Raw genomic sequence first — 18,613 nt, forward strand, 5'->3', positions numbered from 1 at the left:
GTGCCTGGCCCAGCGCCGCCGCCCCGGGCAGCGGGGCCCCGGCGCCCGCCCCGGCCCCGTCGGCCCCCTCGTCCCCGTCCGCCGCCGCGCCCGCCGCGGCCGCGCCCTCCCCCGGCATGGCAGCCGGGGCGGGCCAGGTCCAGGCGATGTGGCCCGGGGTGCTGGACGCCGTCAAGAACCGGCGTCGCTTCACCTGGATCCTGCTCAGCCAGAACGCCCAGGTCACCGGCTTCGACGGGACCACCCTCCAGCTCGGGTTCCCCAACCCCGGAGCCCGCGACAACTTCGCGAGCAGCGGCAGCGAGGAAGTCCTGAAGGCGGTCCTGGCCGAGCAGTTCCAGGTCAACTGGAGGATCGAGGCGGTCGTCGGCCAGGGCGGCGCCCCCGCCCCCGCGGCCCACGGTTCGTACGCCCCGCCCGCCCCGACCCACAACCCGCCGCCCGCGCAGTACCAGCAGCCGCAGGCCCCCGCCGCCCCGCAGCAGTCGTACGACCAGGCCCAGCGGCAGGCTCCCGCGCAGCAGCCCCCCGCGCAGCAGGCGCCGCCGCCGGTGGCCCCCGAGGACGACGTCGCGGAGGCCGACGATCCCGACCTCGTGGAGAGCGCGCTGTCCGGGCACGACCTGATCGTGCGCGAGCTCGGGGCCACCGTTGTGGAGGAATACACGAATGAGTAGCGCCCCGTAGTTGGGTGGCCGCACGAAACCGGCCGCGCCGTCCGGGCTACCCTGGGCGGCGTGAAGGTCCTCGTCATCGGCGGCGGCGCCCGCGAACATGCCCTGTGCCGCTCTCTGTCCCTCGACCCCGACGTCAACGCGCTGTACTGCGCTCCCGGCAACGCCGGCATCGCCGAGGTGGCGGAGCTGCGCCCGGTCGACGCCCTCGACGGCGACGCCGTCGCCCTCCTCGCCACCGAACTCGGCGCCGACCTGGTCGTCGTCGGCCCGGAGGCCCCCCTGGTCGCCGGGGTCGGCGACGCCGTCCGCGAGGCCGGCATCCCCGTCTTCGGCCCGTCCGCGGCAGCGGCCAGGCTGGAGGGGTCCAAGGCCTTCGCCAAGGACGTCATGGCCGCCGCCGGGGTCCCGACCGCGCGCAGCTACGTCTGCGTCACGCCCGAGGAGGTGGACGAGGCCCTCGACGCCTTCGGTCCCCCGTACGTCGTCAAGGACGACGGCCTCGCCGCGGGCAAGGGCGTCGTCGTCACCGACGACCTGGCCGCGGCCCGCGCCCACGCGCTGGCCTGTGACCGCGTCGTCATCGAGGAGTACCTCGACGGCCCCGAGGTGTCCCTCTTCGCCATCACCGACGGCGTCACCGTGCTGCCGCTCCAGCCCGCGCAGGACTTCAAGCGCGCGCTCGACGGCGACGAGGGCCCCAACACCGGCGGCATGGGCGCGTACTCACCGCTCCCCTGGGCCGACCCGAAGCTCGTCGACGAGGTCATGGAGCTGGTACTCCAGCCCACCGTCGACGAACTCCGCCGTCGCGGCACCCCCTTCTCCGGACTGCTCTACGCGGGCCTCGCCCTCACCGGCCGCGGCACCCGCGTCATCGAGTTCAACGCGCGCTTCGGCGACCCCGAGACCCAGGTGGTCCTCGCCCGGCTCCGCACCCCGCTGGCGGGCGTCCTGCTGAACGCCGCCAACGGCACCCTGGACGCCGGCGCCCCGCTCAGCTGGAGCGACGAGGCGGCCGTCACGGTGGTCATCGCCTCCCACAACTACCCGGAGACGCCGCGCACCGGCGACCCGATCGAGGGCCTGGCCGAGGTGGCGGAGCAGGACGGCCCCGACGCCTACGTGCTGCACGCCGGCACCCGGAGCCAGGGCGACGCGGTCGTCAGCGCGGGCGGTCGCGTGCTCTCGGTGACGGCGACCGGATCCGATCTGGCGCAGGCCCGGGAGAAGGCGTATAAGGCCGTCGGGCGCATCCGGCTCGACGGATCGCAGCACCGCACCGACATCGCCGCCAAGGCGGCCGAAGGCCGCTGACCAGCACGAGAGCGGCAAGGCGGGCCCGGGGCGCGAGCTGTGCGCACCGGGCCCGCGCGCATGTCCGCGTACGACTGCATCCAGCCGCGTTCGAACGCACCCACCTTTGCCCAAAGCCATTCCATCGGGTGATCGTCACCCGGACCGCCTGACGTTCGCCCGTGCCCCAACTAGGGTGCGGCGCAAGCATTCCGGCACATGGCCCACCGGCATTGCGATGTCGGTGGCGGGTGTCACAGTGGGGGAGTGAGCTACGCCGCCGCAGGGCAAAGGGGGTGAGGTCCGGCCGTGTCCGGAACAGGTTCGATCGCAGAAGTGGGCGCGCCCTCCGCGCGTTCACGGGCCCTCGCCGTGCTGCAGGTCCGCAGCAGGGCGCTGGCCGCCGTGCTGCTGCCCGCCGCTGTCGCGGTGGTGTTGGTGAGCGCCCGGATGACGGGCCGGCTGGCCGGGGATCCCTGGCCGGCGGTGACCCTGGTCGTCTGCGCGGTCGCCGCGCTGGTGCTGCTGGCGGGCGGCGCCTTCGCCGCGGTGGTGCTGCGTGCCGGCCCCGCCGTGACACCGACGGTGCCCCTCTCGGAGGCCGCCGCGCCCGACCTCTACCGGCTCGTGCGCGATCTGGCCGACCGGATGGACGTGCCCGCGCCCTCGGCGATAGCCCTCACCCCGGACTGCGACAGCTGGCTGGAGGACCGCACGCACCCGGCCCACCGCCGGAGCGCCATATCCGCCGGGCCCGAGTCGGAGCCGGGCGCGGCCCCCGTGCTGGTGATCGGCTCCCCGTTCCTGTGGTGGATGCGCGTCGCCGAACTCCGCGCCGTCCTCGCGCCGGTCGTCGCCGGTACGGGCCCCTCCGCGCACCCGGACATAGCCGACGCGCGCGGCTTCGTCCGCGGGCTCGACGCCGCCGTGGACGTGGGCGGTCGGCGCGGCCTGGGCTGGATCGCCCCTCCCGCCCGACTGCTGCTGCGGTTGTGCCGCACGGACGCCGCCGAGATGGAACGCGGGGTGGCCGCGGCCGCCTCCGACCGTGCACAGGGTGTGGACTACGGGCTGCGCATCGTCGCCCAGGAACAGGTCGGCCTCGCCTACGCGGGCTGGGACCGGCTGCTGACCCGTGTCGCCCTGCCCGCCTGGCGGATGGGCCGCTGGCCGGCGCACCTCGACGCCGGGGTGGTCTCCGCCCTGACCGAGCTGTCCCGCCGGGACCGGCTGGCCGACGGCTTCACCTCGCGCCTCGGCGAGCGCCCCGCCTGTGACCTGCTGGAGCAGCCCGGCGCGATCGACGAGGCCACCTCGCTGCTCGCCGCCCGACTCTTCCACGGCGGCCCCGCCGAGGCCGGTCCGGACTGGTCGCCGGTGGACTGGACGGCGTACCCGGAGGAGGTCGTGGACCGCAAGTGGCGTACGGAGGCGGCGCGGCTGCACACCGCTCTGGACGCCCTGTCCGTCCCGGCGGGCCCGCCGACGGCCACGCCGGCGCCGGACTCCACCCGCCCCGCCGAACCGCCGCCGACGCACGGCCCGAACGCCTCCCGTGCCCCCGCGGGCCCCACCGGCCCCGTGGGCGTTGCCGCGGGAGCGGGAGCGCCGCCCGCGTACGCCTCGGCCTCGGCCCCGGCGGGATCCGCCCAGTCGCCCGCGGCCCCGGCCCCGTCGGTGCCCACCGCCCCGTCCACCGCCCCGTCCACCGCCCCGTCCCCGGCCGGGGACGCCTTCGACGGCCCCACCCTCGAACGGGTCCTGGGGCACCTGACCGACCCGGGCGGCGACTGCCTGGCAGCCGAGGCCCTCGCCGGGCGACTCAGCGGCGACCTGGCGCGCGAGGAGCACGCGGCGGGCAGCCGCGAGGGCTCCGGCAAGGCCAGGGGCGCTGACACGGTGCCGCTGTTCCCGCTCCAACCGCCGCGAAGCGGCCGGGACCTGCTGGCCGACCACGTCACGGCACTGGTGTGCTGCGCCGCCGTGGACTCGGCCGGCGCCGGCCCGGGCCTGGACTGGCTGGACGGCCCGGTCCTGCTGGTCGGCGGCGAACGCCGCTCCGACCTCGCCCCCCGGGTGCTGTCCCTCGTGGAGGACGGCGACCCCGGCCCCCTGCGGGACTGGCTCGCCGAACTCGGCGTCCGCCCGGACAAGCCGGTCCGCCTGGTCTGAAGCCCGGGGGACCACCACACCCCCACACGACCGGATCCCGCCACAACGGCCCGCGCGCCACTCGACGGGAGCCCTCCCCGCCGCCCCCCGAAAGCCACCCCGACCACCGCAATCCGACCGGCCGAAGCGGGGGCCGGCCTTCCATTCCGGCTCCGGGCACGTCAATTCGCGACGAACGGTGACGGAGTGCGTGCGTAATGTGATGTGCTGGGACCGGTGGCGGCAGGTGTCCGAAAGCTGTCGTGCACCGAAGCGAATGAAGACGCGTTCGGGGGAGCGAGGGAGGGGAGCGGAATGGGTGCGGACCAGATCCGGCGTTGGGAGTCAGGTGCGCTCGCGCACGCGGTGAACGACCCCTTCGGTCAGGGCCCCCTGCCCTGGTTCCGGGGCAGCGAGCTCTACTACGACGACACCGGCCAGGTCGTCCCCTGGTACGTCGACCCGGCGGTCGCCGCCGGTCAGATCCCGCGCGCCCGCACCGGCGGCCCCCGTACCGCCGATGACGTCCACCGCCAGATCAAGGGCTTCGCCTCCACCGGAGCCGTCTCCCCCGGCGAGGCGATCGACTTCCACATCACCGTCGACCCGCCCCAGCAGTTCTCGGTCGACGTCTACCGGATCGGCCACTACGGCGGCGACGGCGCGTTCAAGATCACCACGAGCCCGCGGCTGTCCGGCATCGTCCAGCCGGCCCCGCTCACCGCCGACCGCACGGTCTCCTGCCACCACTGGTGGCTGTCGTGGCGGCTGCAGGTCCCCTCCTACTGGACCGTCGGGGCCTACGTCGCCGTCCTCACCACCGCCGACGGCTACCGCTCGCACATCCCCTTCACGGTCCGCGACGACCACCCCGCGGACCTCCTGCTCCTGCTGCCCGACATCACCTGGCAGGCCTACAACCTCTACCCCGAGGACGGCCACACCGGCGCCAGCCTCTACCACGCCTGGGACGAGGACGGCCGGCTCCTCGGCGAACGCGACGCCGCGGTCACCGTCTCCTTCGACCGCCCCTACGCGGGCGCCGGCCTGCCCCTGCACGTCGGCCACGCCTACGACTTCATCCGCTGGGCCGAGCGCTACGGCTACGACCTCGCCTACGCCGACACCCGCGACCTGCACGCCGGCCGCATCGACCCCACCCGCTACCGCGGCCTGGTCTTCCCCGGCCACGACGAGTACTGGTCGGCCCCCATGCGCCGCACCGTCGAGCGGGCCCGCGACCACGGCACCTCCCTCGTCTTCCTCTCCGCCAACACCATGTACTGGCAGGTCGAGCTGGGCCCCTCCCCCTCCGGGGTCGCCGACCGGCTCCTCACCTGCCGCAAACGCCGCGGTCCCGGCCGCCCCAGCCTCTGGCGCGAGGTGGACCGCCCCGAGCAGCAACTGCTCGGCATCCAGTACGCGGGCCGCGTCCCCGAGCCGGCGCCGCTGATCGTCCGCAACTCCACGCACTGGCTGTGGGACTCGACCGGAGCCGCCGAGAACGACGAGCTCGACGGCCTCGTCGCCGGCGAGGCCGACCGGTACTTCCCGCGCACCCAACTGCCCGAGCACCAGGACCGGATCCTGCTCGCGCACTCCCCGTACCTCGACACCGAGGGCGCCAAGCGGCACCAGGAGACCTCCCTCTACCGGGCGCCCAGCGGGGCCCTGGTCTTCGCCTCCGGCACCTTCGCCTGGTCCCCGGCCCTGGACCGTCCCGGCCACGTGGACGAGCGCGTCCAGCGGGCCACCGCCAACCTCCTCGACCGGATCTGCAAGCGCGACTGACCCGCCCGCCGCACCCCCGGGGCCGGGCACGGGCCTCCGTACGGGAGAATGGCCACGCGCTCGTACAGAACCACAGGGAGACCCCGTGTCCGGATTCGTCGAAAAGCCCGAGCCGGTCCAGGTGCCCGGCCTCGTCCACCTCCACACCGGCAAGGTCCGCGACCTCTACCGCGACGAGGACGGCCGGCTCGTCATGGTCGCCAGCGACCGCATGTCCGCCTTCGACTGGGTGCTGCCCACCGAGATCCCGGACAAGGGCCGCGTCCTGACCCAGCTCTCCCTGTGGTGGTTCGACCGGCTCACGGACATCGTCCCGAACCACGTCCTCAGCACCGAGCTGCCCGCGGGGGCCCCCGCCGACTGGGCCGGCCGCACCCTGATCTGCAAGAACCTCGACATGGTCCCCGTCGAGTGCGTGGCCCGCGGCTACCTCACCGGATCAGGCCTGGCCGAGTACGAGCAGACCCGCACCGTCTGCGGCCTCGCGCTCCCCGAGGGCCTCGTCGACGGCTCCGAGCTGCCCGCCCCGATCTTCACCCCGGCCGCCAAGGCCGCGGTCGGCGAGCACGACGAGAACGTCTCCTACGAGGAGGTCGCCCGCACCGCCGGCCCCGAGACCGCAGCGCTGCTGCGCCGGACCACCCTGGACGTGTACGGGCGCGCCCGGGACATCGCCCGCGAGCGCGGCATCCTCCTCGCGGACACCAAGTTCGAGTTCGGCTTCGACGCCGACGGCACCCTGGTGGCGGCCGACGAGGTCCTCACCCCGGACTCCTCCCGCTTCTGGCCCGCCGACCAGTGGGAGCCGGGCCGCGCGCAGCCGTCCTTCGACAAGCAGTTCGTCCGCGACTGGCTGAAGTCCCCGGCCTCCGGCTGGGACCACAAGGGCGAACTCCCGCCGCCCGCGCTGCCGCAGGACGTCGTCGACCGGACCCGCGCCAAGTACGTCGAGGCCTACGAGCGCCTCACCGGCCAGAGCTGGACCTGAGGAACGACGAAGGCCCCGATCGGTGATCGGGGCCTTCGTGGCTGAGCGGACAACGCGACTCGAACGCGCGACATCCACCTTGGCAAGGTGGTGCTCTACCAACTGAGCTATGTCCGCCTGTGCGCCGTAGCGCGAGGACAACTATACCCAACCCCGCTCGCGTGCGAGACGCACTGCCGTGTGCCGGTTCTCGGCGCCCAGCTTCGTCGCCGCCGAGGACAGGTAGTTCCGTACCGTCCCCTGCGACAGCGAGGCACGCTCCGCGATCTCCGCGATCGGCGCGCCGTCCGCCGCGAACTCCAGCACCTCGGCCTCCCGGGCGGTCAGCGGCGAATCCCCCGCGCTGATCGCGTCCGCCGCCAACTCCGGGTCCACGTAACGCCCGCCGCCGTGCACGGTCCGGATCAGCTCGGCCAGCCGCTGCGCCGACACCGTCTTCGGCGCGAAGGCGCGCACGCCGGCGGCCAGGGCCCGCTTGAGGTGCCCGGGCCGCCCGTGACTGGTCACGATCATGGTCTTGCAGTCGGGGAGTTCGGACCGCAGCGTTGTGGCCACGCTCACACCGTCCGCCCCCGGCATCTGGAGGTCCAGGACCGCCACGTCGGGCCGGTGCGCCCGCGCCATGGCGAGCGCCTCCGGCCCCGAGGCCGCCTCCGCGACGACCACCAGGTCGTCCTCCAGACCCAGCAGCGCGGCCAGCGCGCCCCGGATCAGGTGCTCGTCGTCCGCCAGCAGTACTCGTACGGGGTTCACGCCCGCGCCTCCACTCGTCGCATCTCCGGACCCGGAACCTCGGCCCGCAGCCGGAACAGGCCGCCCCCGGCCGGTCCCGCCAACAGGGTCCCGCCCACCGCCGCGAGCCGCTCGCGCAGCCCGGCGAGACCGGAGCCGGGCGGCCCGGCCGGGGCGTCGGGGGCCCCGTCGTTCTCCACCAACAGGGTCACCGGGCCGGAGCCCTCCGGCACCGTCAGCCGGATCAGGCAGCTGCGCGCGTCCCCGTGCCGCAGCACGTTCGTGGTCGCCTCCCGGACCACCCAGCCCAGCGCCGACTGCACTTCGCCCGGCAGCGTCCGCCCCCGCGCCTCCAACTCGACGCGGCAGTCCATGCCGGCCGCGCTCAGCACCCCGCGCGCCCCTTCCAGCTCCACCGCGAGGTCCGCCTCCCGGTAGCCGCGCACGACGTCGCGGACCTCGCGCTGCGACTCGCGGGCGATCCGCTGCACCTCGATCATCTGGTCCACCGCCTCCGGGCGCTCGCGCCGCGCCAGCTGCACCGCGAGCTCGCTCTTCAGGGCGATCACCGCCAGGTTGCGGCCCATCACGTCGTGCAGGTCCCGCCCGAACCGCAGCCGCTCCTCGGCGACCGCCAACTGCGCCTGGAGCTCCCGGGCGTGGTCCAACTCGTAGACCGTCTTCAGCAGCCACCGGGAGAACCCGCAGGTGAAGGTCAGCAGCAGGCTGACGATCAGGAACCCGACGGCGAACCCGAAGGAGTCCAGCGCGGGCTGCCCGGTCGCGAGGGCCATGCAGGCCACCCCGACCGCCCCGATGGGCGCCGGGAGCAGCATGTGGCGGACCTTGTCCAGCATCAGCGTCAGCGCACCGGAGGAGAAGGCCATGGTGTTGATCACGAGGGCGGGGGCGACGTTCTCGTGGGTGATCGTCCCGGTGGACCGCAGGGCCATCGCGGTCACGCTGATCGCGGCCGTGAGCGCGACCAGCGCCACCGCGAGCGGCAGGGGCCGCTCCCGGCGGCCCAGCGCCCAGTCCAGCGAGCGCGAGGACAACAGCCCGCACAGCGCGACCTGCGCGGCCAGCGGCAGCACCAGGGCGGCGGTGACGGTGCCGCCGCCCTGGGGGGCGAGGCCCACCAGTACGGCGAAGGCCTGGATCACCATGAAGAAGTGGAACGACCAGCGCGTGTACAGCTCGACCTTCGCCGCGCTGCTGCGGTTCTTCCACCATCCGGTCAGTTTCGACACGTCTTTCCCACGTCCCCCGGTCCTACGCGCTAGCGGCGCGGTTCCCAGCGGAACCACCGCTGGACAGCAAACACCGTCACCATGATCCAGGCCACCGTGACGGCCGCGGCGGTCAGGAGTTCCCCGCCCGCCGCGCCCCCGCTCCAGCCGGCCCGCACGAGGGTCATCACCCCGCTGAGCGGGAGGAGTTCGCAGATCGACGCCACCGCGTCGGGCAGCGAGTCCAGCGGGAGGAACAGCCCGGAGCCGAGCGCCGTCAGGAGGAACAGCGGCAGCGTGGTGATCCCGGCGGTCTCGACGTTGCGGGTGAAGGCGCTGGTGGCGGCCGCCATCCCGGCGAGCAGCGGCAGCGCCGCGAGGACGGCGGCGACCAGCAGCAGCGGGTTCTCCGGCGCGGGCGCGTCGAGGACGGCCGCCCCGGCCAGGGCGAGGGCGATGATCTGCACGAGGGCGATGACGGCGGCGGGCAGCGCGGTCCCGGCGAGGATCTCCAGGTCACCGGCCTCCCCGGTGCGCAGCCGCTTCAGGACGAGTTCCTCGCGCCGGGCGACGAAGGCGGAGACCAGGTTCATGTAGACGACGAGCAGGAGCACCATCCCGATGCCACCGGTCAGCGTGGCCTCGGCGAGAGCGCCCGCGGTGTCCGCGCTCAGGGTCGTTCGCAGGACGAAGACCATCATCACCGGCATGAGCAGGGCCACGCTCAGGGCGGCCCGGTTGCGCACGAGCAGCGTCAGTTCGGAGCGGCCGAGCGCCGTCAGCCGGCCGGGGTTCAGGGCGAGCGCGTTCATCGGGTCCCCACCATCACGTCGTCGTTGTCGTTTCCGTTGGTGCCGGTGGGCTCCGCGGCGGCCGCGCGCCGGTTCCGCGCGATGTCCAGGAAGGCCTCCTCCAGGGAGGCGGAGCGGGCGTCGAGCCCGATCAGTTCCACCTCGGAGTCGTACGCCCAGCGCAGCAGTTCGCCGAGCGCCCACTGGAGCCGGTCGGTGCGGATCTCCACGTGCGGGCCGTCGGCAGCCGCCCGCAGCCCCAGCGGGAGCCGCCCGGCGGGCACGCCCTCCGGCAGGGTGAAGCGGATCCGGGACGGCCGGGTCGCCGTCACCTCGGCGGGGGTGCCGGTCAGGACGAGTTCCCCCTCGTGCAGGATCGCCAGCCGGTCCGCGAGGGCCTCGGCCTCCTCCAGGTAGTGCGTGGTCAGCAGCACCGTGGTGCCCTCCGCCCGCAGTTCCCGTACGAGGGCCCAGGTGTCCCGGCGCCCCTCGGGGTCCATGCCGGTGGTGGGCTCGTCCAGGAACAGCACCTCGGGACGCCCCAGCAGGGCCAGCGCCAGGTCGAGCCGCCGCCGCTCGCCGCCGGACAGCTGCTTGACCCGTACGGAGGCCCGCGCGCCCATCCCGACCAGCTCCAGCACCTCCGCCGCGGGCCGGGCGCCCGAGGTGAGCCCGCTCCACATCCGGACGGTCTCGGCGACCGAGAGGTCCGAGGGGAAGCCGCCCTCCTGGAGCATGACGCCGGTCCGCGGGCGGACCTCGCTGCGCCGCGTGTACGGGTCCAGGCCGAAGACGCGGACCTGCCCGCCGGTCGGCGCGGCCAGCCCCTCCAGCAGTTCCACCGTGGAGGTCTTGCCGGCCCCGTTGGTGCCGAGCAGCGCGAAGATCTCGCCGCGGGCCACCGAGAAGGAGACGCCCCGTACCGCCTCGAACCCGCCGGCGTAGCCGCGGCGCAGTCCCTCTGCCTGGATCACTGTGTCGGTCATGTCCCCAGCCTCGCGGCGGTGGGCCGGGCCGGTCAGTGCGGGCTGTCACGGCTCCCGATGACATTTGTCATCGGCCGTGATCCGCGCCACAGGGCAATGCGGGTCATCGGGGCACAGGGCCGGGGGAAGAACGCGACGCACACACGACGAAGGCCCCGATCGATGATCGGGGCCTTCGTTCGCTGAGCGGACGACGCGACTCGAACGCGCGACATCCACCTTGGCAAGGTGGTGCTCTACCAACTGAGCTACGTCCGCATGCTTGCACGACACGAGTGCCGTGGGCTGCGAGCATCACTCTACCTGATCCACAACCGTGGCCGGTAAAGTGTGCAGAGCGGGTGACAGGGATCGCACACTGCGCCTCCCCCCTGGAAGGGGGGTGTTCTGCTACTGAACTACACCCGCACGACTTCGGGTTCCGGCCTTCCGGCTGGCCCCTCGGCGTGATCCACACATTAGCCGATCGATGGGGGTGCTTGGCAAATCAGCTCTCAGTGGGCTGCGTTGTACGCCTCGTAGACGCGCTTGGGGATGCGCCCGCGGGGCGGCACGTCGTGCTGGTTCGCGCGGGCCCAGGCCCGGACGACCGCCGGATCCGGGGCGACGGCCGTGTGCCGGAACACCTTCCCGGAACGTGACTGGCGGCGGCCGGCGGCCACGAAGGGAGCCAGGCCCTTCCGCAGTTTCTTTGCGTTGGCCGCATTGAGGTCGATCTCGTACGACTTACCGTCCAGAGCGAACACGACCGTTTCCGCCGCTTCCCCGCCGTCGAGGTCGTCGGAGAGCGTGACTACTACGCGCTGCGCCACGGATATCGGTCCCTTCGTGCGCGGTCACTCCCCGCTGACGTGCGGCGATGTCGCGTGTGTGGTTGTTTCGGTGGAATGCATCAAACCGCCGGAATCCCGGCTGATTCCTTTGTACCGTGATTCTCATTGAATAGCGAAGCCCAGTTAATTCTCCCCGCGTGTCCCGCCGCAATGCCGGGGGCGTGGTTTTCCGGTGGATTTTGCGAAGCGTTGGTGAAGCCGAAACGGCGGGATCATCGGGGGCATCCGATATCTACCCGCGTAGAAATTTTGGCCGGGTACGCTGATGGAACCGCCTTCGCACCAACCACCACACGGGAGTGCCAGTGGCACGCGTCGTAGTCGACGTCATGCTCAAGCCGGAGATCCTCGACCCCCAGGGCCAGGCGGTGCAGCGTGCACTGCCGCGTCTGGGCTTCGATGGGATCGCCGACGTCCGCCAGGGGAAGCGCTTCGAACTGGAGGTGGAGGGACCGGTCGACCAGGCCGCCCTCGACCGCATCCACAAGATGGCCGAAACCTTCCTCGCCAACACCGTCATCGAAGACTTCACCGTCCGCGTCGAGACCGTGAAGGTCGAGGCCTGACGGTGACCACTCGCATCGGAGTCGTCACGTTCCCCGGAACGCTCGACGACCGTGACTCGCTGCGCGCCGTCCGCCTCGCGGGGGCCGAGCCGGTCTCGCTCTGGCACCGCGACAAGGACCTGCACCAGGTCGACGCGGTCGTCCTCGCGGGCGGCTTCTCCTACGGGGACTACCTGCGCGCCGGGGCCATCTCCCGCTTCTCGCCGGTCATGGAGACCATCATCGAGCAGGCCAGGGGCGGCATGCCCGTCCTCGGCATCTGCAACGGCTTCCAGGTCCTCACCGAGGCCCACCTGCTGCCGGGGGCGATGCTCCGCAACAACCACCTCCACTTCATCTGCCGCGACCAGAAGCTGCGGGTGGAGAACACGGAGACCGCGTGGACCGGCGACTACACCGCCGGCCAGGAGATCTCCGTCCCGCTCAAGAACATGGACGGCCGCTACACCGCCGACGAGCGCACGCTCGACGAACTGGAGGCCGAAGGCCGCGTGGCCTTCCGGTACGTCGACGTGAACCCGAACGGCTCGCTGCGCGACATCGCGGGCATCACCAACGCCGCGGGCAACGTCGTCGGCCTCATGCCGCACCCCGAGCACGCGGTCGAGCCGCTGATCGGGACGGGCCGCACCGACGGCCTCCCGTTCTTCACGTCGGTCCTGAAGAAGCTGGTCAGCGCATGAGCCTCGATACCGTCAAGAACGCCACCGGCACCCCGGACGCCGCGCAGCCCTGGAAGGAGCTCGGCCTCAAGGAGGACGAGTACGCGCGCATCCGCGAGATCCTCGGCCGCCGCCCCACGGGCGCCGAGCTCGCCATGTACTCCGTCATGTGGTCCGAGCACTGCTCGTACAAGAGCAGCAAGGTCCACCTGAAGCAGTTCGGCGAGAAGGTCCCGGAGAACGACGCCATGCTCGTCGGCATCGGCGAGAACGCGGGCGTCGTCGACGTCGGCCAGGGCTACGCGGTCACCTTCAAGGTCGAGTCGCACAACCACCCCTCGTACATCGAGCCCTACCAGGGCGCGGCCACGGGCATCGGCGGCATCGTCCGCGACATCCTCGCGATGGGCGCCCGCCCGGTCGCCGTCGTGGACCCGCTGCGCTTCGGCGCGGCCGACCACCCCGACACCAAGCGCGTCCTGCCGGGCGTGGTCGCCGGCATCGGCGGCTACGGCAACTGTCTGGGCCTGCCGAACATCGGCGGCGAGGTCGTCTTCGACGCCTGCTACCAGGGCAACCCGCTGGTCAACGCCGGCTGCATCGGCGTGATGAAGCACGAGGACATCCACCTCGCCAAGGCCTCCGGCCCGGGCAACAAGGTCATCCTCTACGGCGCCCGCACCGGCGGCGACGGCATCGGCGGCGTCTCGGTCCTCGCGTCCGAGACCTTCGACGACACGAAGCCGACCAAGCGCCCCGCCGTGCAGGTCGGCGACCCCTTCCAGGAGAAGCTCCTCATCGAGTGCACCCTGGAGATCTTCAAGGAGAAGCTGGTCGCGGGCATCCAGGACCTCGGCGGCGCCGGGCTCTCCTGCGCCACGTCCGAGCTCGCCTCGGCCGGTTCCGGCGGCATGCGCGTCGAGCTGGACACCGTCCCGCTGCGCGACGCGACGCTCTCGCCCGAGGAAATCCTCATGAGCGAGTCGCAGGAGCGCATGTGCGCGATCGTCGAGCCGCAGCACGTCGACCGCTTCATGGAGATCTGCGAGAAGTGGGACGTCATCGCCACCGTCATCGGTGAGGTGACCGAGGGCGAGCAGCTGGAGATCTACTGGCACGGCGAGCTCATCGTGGACGTGCCCCCGGGCACCGTCGCGCACGAGGGCCCGACGTACCACCGCCCGTACGCCCGCCCCTCCTGGCAGGACGCCCTCCAGGCCGACGACGCGGGCAAGCTGCCCCGTCCGCAGACCTCCGAGGAGCTCCGCGCGCAGGTCCTGGCGCTGGTGTCGTCCCCGAACCAGGCCTCGAAGTCCTGGATCACCGACCAGTACGACCGGTTCGTGCAGGGCAACACGGTGCTCTCGCAGCCCGAGGACGCGGGCATGGTCCGCATCGACGAGGAGACCAACCTCGGCGTGGCCATGGCCACCGACGGCAACGGCCGCTTCGCCAAGCTCGACCCGTACACGGGCGCGCAGTTGGCGCTGGCCGAGGCGTACCGCAACGTCGCGGCGACCGGTGCGAAGCCGCTGGCCATCTCCGACTGCCTGAACTTCGGCTCGCCCGAGGACCCGGACGTCATGTGGCAGTTCGCCGAGGCCACCCGCGGTCTCGCGGACGGTTGCCTGGAGCTGGGCACCCCGGTGACCGGCGGCAACGTCTCCCTCTACAACCAGACGGGCGAGACCGCGATCCACCCGACCCCGGTCGTGGCGGTCCTCGGTGTGATCGACGACGTCAACCGCCGTACGCCGATGGCGTTCGCGGAGGCCGGTCAGCTGCTGTACCTGCTCGGCGACACGGCCGAGGAGTTCGGCGGCTCGGCCTGGTCGCAGGTCGTCCACGACCACCTCGGCGGCATGCCGCCCAAGGTGGACCTGGGTCGGGAGAAGCTGCTCGGCGAGATCCTGATCTCCGCCTCGCGCGACGGCATGGTCGACGCGGCGCACGACCTGTCCGACGGCGGCGTCATCCAGGCGCTCACCGAGTCCTGCCTGCGCGGCGGCAACGGTGCGCGGATCGTGGTCCCCGAGACCCTGGACGCGTTCACCTTCCTGTTCTCCGAGTCCGCGGGCCGGGCCATCGTGGCCGTCCCGCGCAGCGAGGAGCTCCGGTTCACCGACATGTGCGGTGCGCGGGGCCTGCCGGCCGCCCGCATCGGCGTGGTCGACGGCGACGCGATCGAGGTGCAGGGCGAGTTCACGCTCCCGCTGGCCGAGCTCCGCGAGGCCCACGAGGCGACGATCCCGGCGCTGCTCGCCTGATCCCGCCCGCCCGTTCCACGTACGAGCCCCCGTCCGGACACCGTCCGGGTGGGGGCTCGCACGTTTTCGGCGGCCGTTGCCGTCGGCTCTTGTATGGAGTTACGTAATGACGTAATTTCGGAGTCATGGAGCTCGATGACCGGGTCGCCGCGCTGGAACGCCGGCTGGCCGCACTGGAGGCGCGGGGCGACGCCCGCCCCGAACCCGCCCCCACCGGCGGGGACTTCTGGGCGCTGGAGGGCTGGAAGGCCCGCCTCGCCGAGGCCGGGGACGCAGCCGGAGCGGGCGGGGTGCTCTTCACGGGGGCCGTCACCCTGCCCACCGGGGAGCGCTACGAATGGCAGCAGGCCGCCGTCACCGAGGACGTCCTCGACCCCGGGGCGGAAGCCGGACGCACCGCCGACTCCCTCGCCGCCCTCGGCAACCCGGTCCGCCTCCGTCTGCTCCGCGAGATCCTCGCCGGGCGGCGCACGGCGGCCGAACTGACCGCCCTCGACGGGGTCGGCACCAGCGGGCAGGTCTACCACCACCTGCGCCAGCTGACCGCGGCCGGCTGGCTGCACACGACCGGCCGGGGCCGCCACGAGGTTCCCGCCGGCCGGGTGGTCCCGCTCCTCGTCCTGCTGTCCGCCGCGATCGGCTGAGGTGACCGTGCCCATGATGGCCAAGGTGTTGTACGTGCTCTACCGGCTGCTGCTGGTCCTCGCGTTCGCCATGATCGCGCTGGACCTCGCGGTCGGACTGCCCTTCGGAACGGCCTGGTTCCTGGCCTGCGTGGCGGGCGGAGTGGTCCTCCAGCTCGCGACCGGGGTGGTGGCGGCCCGCAACCCCCGCACCGCCGAGCCGCCGATCGAGCTCGACCCGCCGGTGCGGGGCCGGTGGAGCGCCCTCAACAGCCCGGCCGACAAGGTCCCCAGCCATGGCACGCACCGCTTCGGACAGGCCTGCGCGATCGACGTCGTCGCCGAGCCGGAGCCCGGTTCGGGCCGTGCGCGGCCCCCGTTCGCCGCGTTCTGGCCGCTGGTACGGCCCGCCGCGGACTTCCCGGCCTTCGGCGCCCCGTTGTTCGCCGTCGCAGACGGCACCGTCGTGCGGGTGAGCGACCACCGGCGCGACCACGCGAGCCGCAACTCCTGGCCCGCCGCGCTCCACCAGATGCTGATCGCCGGGGGCGTCCGCGATCTCGCCGGCGCCGGCTGCGTCCTCGGCAACCACGTGGTCCTCGACCTCGGCGAGGGCCGGTACGCCGTCTACGCCCACCTGCGCCGCGGCACCCCGACCGTCCGCGCGGGGGACCGCGTCACCGCCGGCGACCTCCTCGCCGAGTGCGGCAACTCCGGCAACTCCACCGAACCGCACCTGCACTTCCAGCTCATGGACGGCCCCGACCCGGACACGGCCCGGGGCCTGCCCTTCACCTGGCGCGGCGTCGGCGTCCCTGCCGGCGGCGAGACCTTCGACGCCGGAACCGGACGCGCGATCCGGCTGTAGCGATTCCGTGTCACGGCGGGCACCTCCGGCCGCGGGCGGTTTCCGCATACTGACGCCGTGAGTGACATCGTCAAGTACCTGCCGCCCGCGGCGATACCCGCGGGCGGCGCCCCCGAATGGAAGGTCGCCGACGCCGAACGCTGGCGCGCGGCCCGCGTCCCCGCCGTCCTCGGACCCGTCGCGGGAGGCTGGATCCTCCTGCCCCTCGTCCTGTGCGCGGTCGTCCTGCTCGCCTGGAACACCCCCGAGGACACCTCCGTCGGCACCGAATGGGGCGGCTACCCGGCGGCCGTCCTCCTGCTGGCCCTCCCCGCCTGGTACCGGTTCCTGCCGGTCGCGACCGCCGTCGCCGCACCCCTGATCGCCCTGGACGCGTGCCTCGTCCTCGGTGAACTCGCCCCGGACGACGCAGCCGGCCGGGTCGGGGCCGGCCTGATCATCGGCACCGCCCTGTCGGCCCTCACCGGCGCCGTCCTGCGCCTGCGCTCCCGCAGGATCCAGCGGGCCCTGATCCTGGAGGCGGCCGGGGAAGCCCGCAGCGCGCTCCCGGACGCCCTTCCCCACACTCACCGCATCCGCGGCCGCACACTGCTCCTCACCGGCGCCCCGCTCTGCGCACTCGCCGCCGCCCTGATCCTGACGGGCCTCGCCCAGGACCTGAACGCGCCCGCGGGCCACCCGTACGACGCCACCGGCCAGCAGGTCCTCGCCCTGCTGCTGCTCGTCCCCGGCACCCCGCTGCTCGGCCGCGGCATCACGGCCGGCGGCGCCGCCCGCCGGCTCCACCACGGAGGGCAACCCGTGCTGCGCGTCGGCGTCCGCCGCTCCGCGGACCGGGCCTGGATCCTCGCGGACGCCCGGACCCCCACCGCCCCGCCGCTGGTCGCCTTCCGCAACCGCTTCGACGACAGCTACTCCTCCCTCCCCGGGCGGATCCTCGTGGGCGGCCCGCAGGAGCGGCTGCGCGCCGACCACCACGACATCGACCCGTTCGCCGAACCGTACGAGGCGCTCATGTACGGCGTGCCCCGCGAAGGCGCCGAAGTGGTCCTGGAGTTCGCTGTCAACACCCACGACGGCCACATCGTCACCAGGTTCACCGCCGCCCCCCTCATGCCGTTCCGCCGCTCCGCCCCGCGCCCGTGGACCGCGGCCGGCACCTCCTACGCCCAGCGCCGCGAGGACCTGGCCGAGCGCCACCGCGCCCAGCGTTCGTCGTCGTCCTCGTCGTCGGGGAGCTGCGGCTCCTCCGGCGGCTGCGGGAGCAGTTGCGGCAGCAGCTGCGGCGGGGGCTGCGGCGGCGACTGACGTCCGGCGGCCACCTCCCGGCCCGGGGGCCCGGCCCCCGAGTAGGGTCGGCCCATGCCGCCTGGGAAGAAGAAGCCGCGCACGTACGACCCCGCGAAGATCCGTACGGCCGTCACCACGCAGTTCGGGCACGTCGCCGAAGCCGTACCGGGCCTGACGCCGGAGCAGCTCGCACGACCCACCGGGCTCGGCGACTGGACCGTGGCGGACCTCGCCGCCCACATCGCGTGGATCGCCGACTCGCTCGCGGCCGGCCTGGCCCGCCCGCCCGCCGCCGTCGCCGAACTCCCCGCCGTCGAATGGCCCTTCGCCACCGCCTCGCTCGCCGGGAAGATCTCCGAGGCCGCCCGCGAGACCCTGGACGGCGCCCCGCTGCCCGAGCTGTACGAGCGGGCCGCCGCCCGGCTGGCCGCGGAGCTCGAACGCAACGCGGGCAGCAGGGTGCTCGACCTGTGGATCGGCGACATGACCCTCGCCGACTTCCTCGTCACCCGGACCGTCGAACTGGTCGTCCACACCGACGACCTGAACCGGGCCACCGGACTGGAGGTGCCCCTCGACCGGCAGGCACTGGCCGCCTGCACCCGGCTGCTCGCCGACGCCCTCGCGGTCAAGGCGCCCGGCGGGTCGGTGGAGGTACGGATCCCGCCGTTCGCGGTGGTCCAGTGCGTCGAGGGCCCCCGCCACACCCGCGGCACCCCGCCCAACGTGGTCGAGACCGACCCGCTCACCTGGATCCGGCTCGCCACGGGACGCACCGGCTGGGCCGAGGCCCTGGACTCCGCCCGGGTCACCGCGAGCGGGGAACGCGCCGACCTGTCGGCCCTGCTTCCCGTGATGCGCTGACG

The 18,613-nt window shown here is 73.3% G+C and carries 16 protein-coding genes, 3 tRNA genes and 1 pseudogene; 12 read left to right on the top strand and 8 right to left on the bottom strand.

Translation table 11 applies throughout. The features are described from left to right. The 5 genes and pseudogenes from ACFVS6_RS35390 to ACFVS6_RS35410 all read left to right on the top strand — a co-directional run. A pseudogene (locus ACFVS6_RS35390) lies at positions 1-677 on the top strand (DNA polymerase III subunit gamma and tau); the annotation flags it as partial. Positions 678-737: 60 nt separating this feature from the next. Continuing rightward, positions 738-1,991 carry a phosphoribosylamine--glycine ligase gene (gene purD, locus ACFVS6_RS35395; RefSeq protein ID WP_389710573.1) on the top strand — a complete coding sequence of 418 codons (1,254 nt, stop codon included), beginning with the start codon at positions 738-740 and terminating at the stop codon, positions 1,989-1,991. Between the two features lie 288 nt (positions 1,992-2,279). After that, on the top strand, positions 2,280-4,142 hold the full coding sequence (locus ACFVS6_RS35400; protein ID WP_389710575.1) for a hypothetical protein: 1,863 nt from the start codon (positions 2,280-2,282) through the stop codon (positions 4,140-4,142). Between the two features lie 294 nt (positions 4,143-4,436). After that, entirely contained in the window at positions 4,437-5,912 is a 1,476-nt protein-coding gene (locus ACFVS6_RS35405) for a N,N-dimethylformamidase beta subunit family domain-containing protein (RefSeq protein ID WP_389710577.1), read from the top strand. An 85-nt stretch (positions 5,913-5,997) separates the two neighbouring features. After that, positions 5,998-6,900: a phosphoribosylaminoimidazolesuccinocarboxamide synthase gene (locus ACFVS6_RS35410; protein WP_389710579.1), complete on the top strand. Its 903-nt coding sequence runs from the start codon at positions 5,998-6,000 to the stop codon at positions 6,898-6,900. Between the two features lie 44 nt (positions 6,901-6,944). Here ACFVS6_RS35410 and ACFVS6_RS35415 read toward each other — a convergent pair. From ACFVS6_RS35415 to ACFVS6_RS35450, 8 genes are all read right to left on the bottom strand, one after another. Then, positions 6,945-7,017 (bottom strand) — tRNA-Gly (locus tag ACFVS6_RS35415). A 24-nt stretch (positions 7,018-7,041) separates the two neighbouring features. Then, a complete protein-coding gene (locus tag ACFVS6_RS35420; protein ID WP_385572654.1) occupies positions 7,042-7,653 on the bottom strand; it encodes a response regulator in 612 nt (203 codons plus the stop codon). Beyond that, entirely contained in the window at positions 7,650-8,882 is a 1,233-nt protein-coding gene (locus tag ACFVS6_RS35425; protein ID WP_389710581.1) for a sensor histidine kinase, read from the bottom strand. Before ACFVS6_RS35425 ends, ACFVS6_RS35420 begins: the two co-directional genes overlap by 4 nt. 29 nt (positions 8,883-8,911) lie before the next feature. Then, positions 8,912-9,673, bottom strand: coding sequence for an ABC transporter permease (locus ACFVS6_RS35430; RefSeq protein ID WP_389710582.1), 762 nt, complete (start codon positions 9,671-9,673; stop codon positions 8,912-8,914). Continuing rightward, positions 9,670-10,638 (bottom strand): ABC transporter ATP-binding protein, encoded by a 969-nt coding sequence (locus tag ACFVS6_RS35435; protein WP_389710584.1) that lies wholly within the window; start codon positions 10,636-10,638, stop codon positions 9,670-9,672. Before ACFVS6_RS35435 ends, ACFVS6_RS35430 begins: the two co-directional genes overlap by 4 nt. 185 nt (positions 10,639-10,823) lie before the next feature. Continuing rightward, positions 10,824-10,896: transfer RNA gene (locus ACFVS6_RS35440), tRNA-Gly, on the bottom strand. A gap of 78 nt (positions 10,897-10,974) precedes the next feature. After that, positions 10,975-11,046 (bottom strand) — tRNA-Gly (locus ACFVS6_RS35445). Positions 11,047-11,132: 86 nt separating this feature from the next. After that, positions 11,133-11,450, bottom strand: coding sequence for an Lsr2 family protein (locus ACFVS6_RS35450; RefSeq protein WP_388891686.1), 318 nt, complete (start codon positions 11,448-11,450; stop codon positions 11,133-11,135). Between the two features lie 326 nt (positions 11,451-11,776). Here ACFVS6_RS35450 and purS point away from each other — a divergent pair, with 326 nt between their 5' ends. The 7 genes from purS to ACFVS6_RS35485 all read left to right on the top strand — a co-directional run bounded on the left by purS (position 11,777) and on the right by ACFVS6_RS35485 (position 18,611). Further along, positions 11,777-12,037, top strand: a complete 261-nt coding sequence (purS, locus tag ACFVS6_RS35455; RefSeq protein WP_385572651.1) for a phosphoribosylformylglycinamidine synthase subunit PurS — start codon at positions 11,777-11,779, stop codon at positions 12,035-12,037. Positions 12,038-12,039: 2 nt separating this feature from the next. Then, on the top strand, positions 12,040-12,720 hold the full coding sequence (gene purQ / locus ACFVS6_RS35460) for a phosphoribosylformylglycinamidine synthase subunit PurQ (RefSeq protein WP_389710587.1): 681 nt from the start codon (positions 12,040-12,042) through the stop codon (positions 12,718-12,720). Beyond that, positions 12,717-14,966 carry a phosphoribosylformylglycinamidine synthase subunit PurL gene (purL, locus tag ACFVS6_RS35465; RefSeq protein WP_389710589.1) on the top strand — a complete coding sequence of 750 codons (2,250 nt, stop codon included), beginning with the start codon at positions 12,717-12,719 and terminating at the stop codon, positions 14,964-14,966. Before purQ ends, purL begins: the two co-directional genes overlap by 4 nt. Before the next feature lie 125 nt (positions 14,967-15,091). Further along, positions 15,092-15,610: an ArsR/SmtB family transcription factor gene (locus ACFVS6_RS35470; RefSeq protein WP_389710591.1), complete on the top strand. Its 519-nt coding sequence runs from the start codon at positions 15,092-15,094 to the stop codon at positions 15,608-15,610. A gap of 13 nt (positions 15,611-15,623) precedes the next feature. Then, a complete protein-coding gene (locus ACFVS6_RS35475; protein ID WP_389710593.1) occupies positions 15,624-16,457 on the top strand; it encodes a M23 family metallopeptidase in 834 nt (277 codons plus the stop codon). Positions 16,458-16,514: 57 nt separating this feature from the next. Continuing rightward, entirely contained in the window at positions 16,515-17,765 is a 1,251-nt protein-coding gene (locus ACFVS6_RS35480) for a hypothetical protein (RefSeq protein ID WP_389710595.1), read from the top strand. A 54-nt stretch (positions 17,766-17,819) separates the two neighbouring features. Next, a complete protein-coding gene (locus ACFVS6_RS35485) occupies positions 17,820-18,611 on the top strand; it encodes a sterol carrier family protein (RefSeq protein ID WP_389710597.1) in 792 nt (263 codons plus the stop codon). Positions 18,612-18,613: the final 2 nt, after the last annotated feature.

Origin of the sequence: Streptomyces sp. NPDC057939 (genome assembly GCF_042887545.1) — a bacterium.
Lineage (GTDB): Bacteria > Actinomycetota > Actinomycetes > Streptomycetales > Streptomycetaceae > Streptomyces.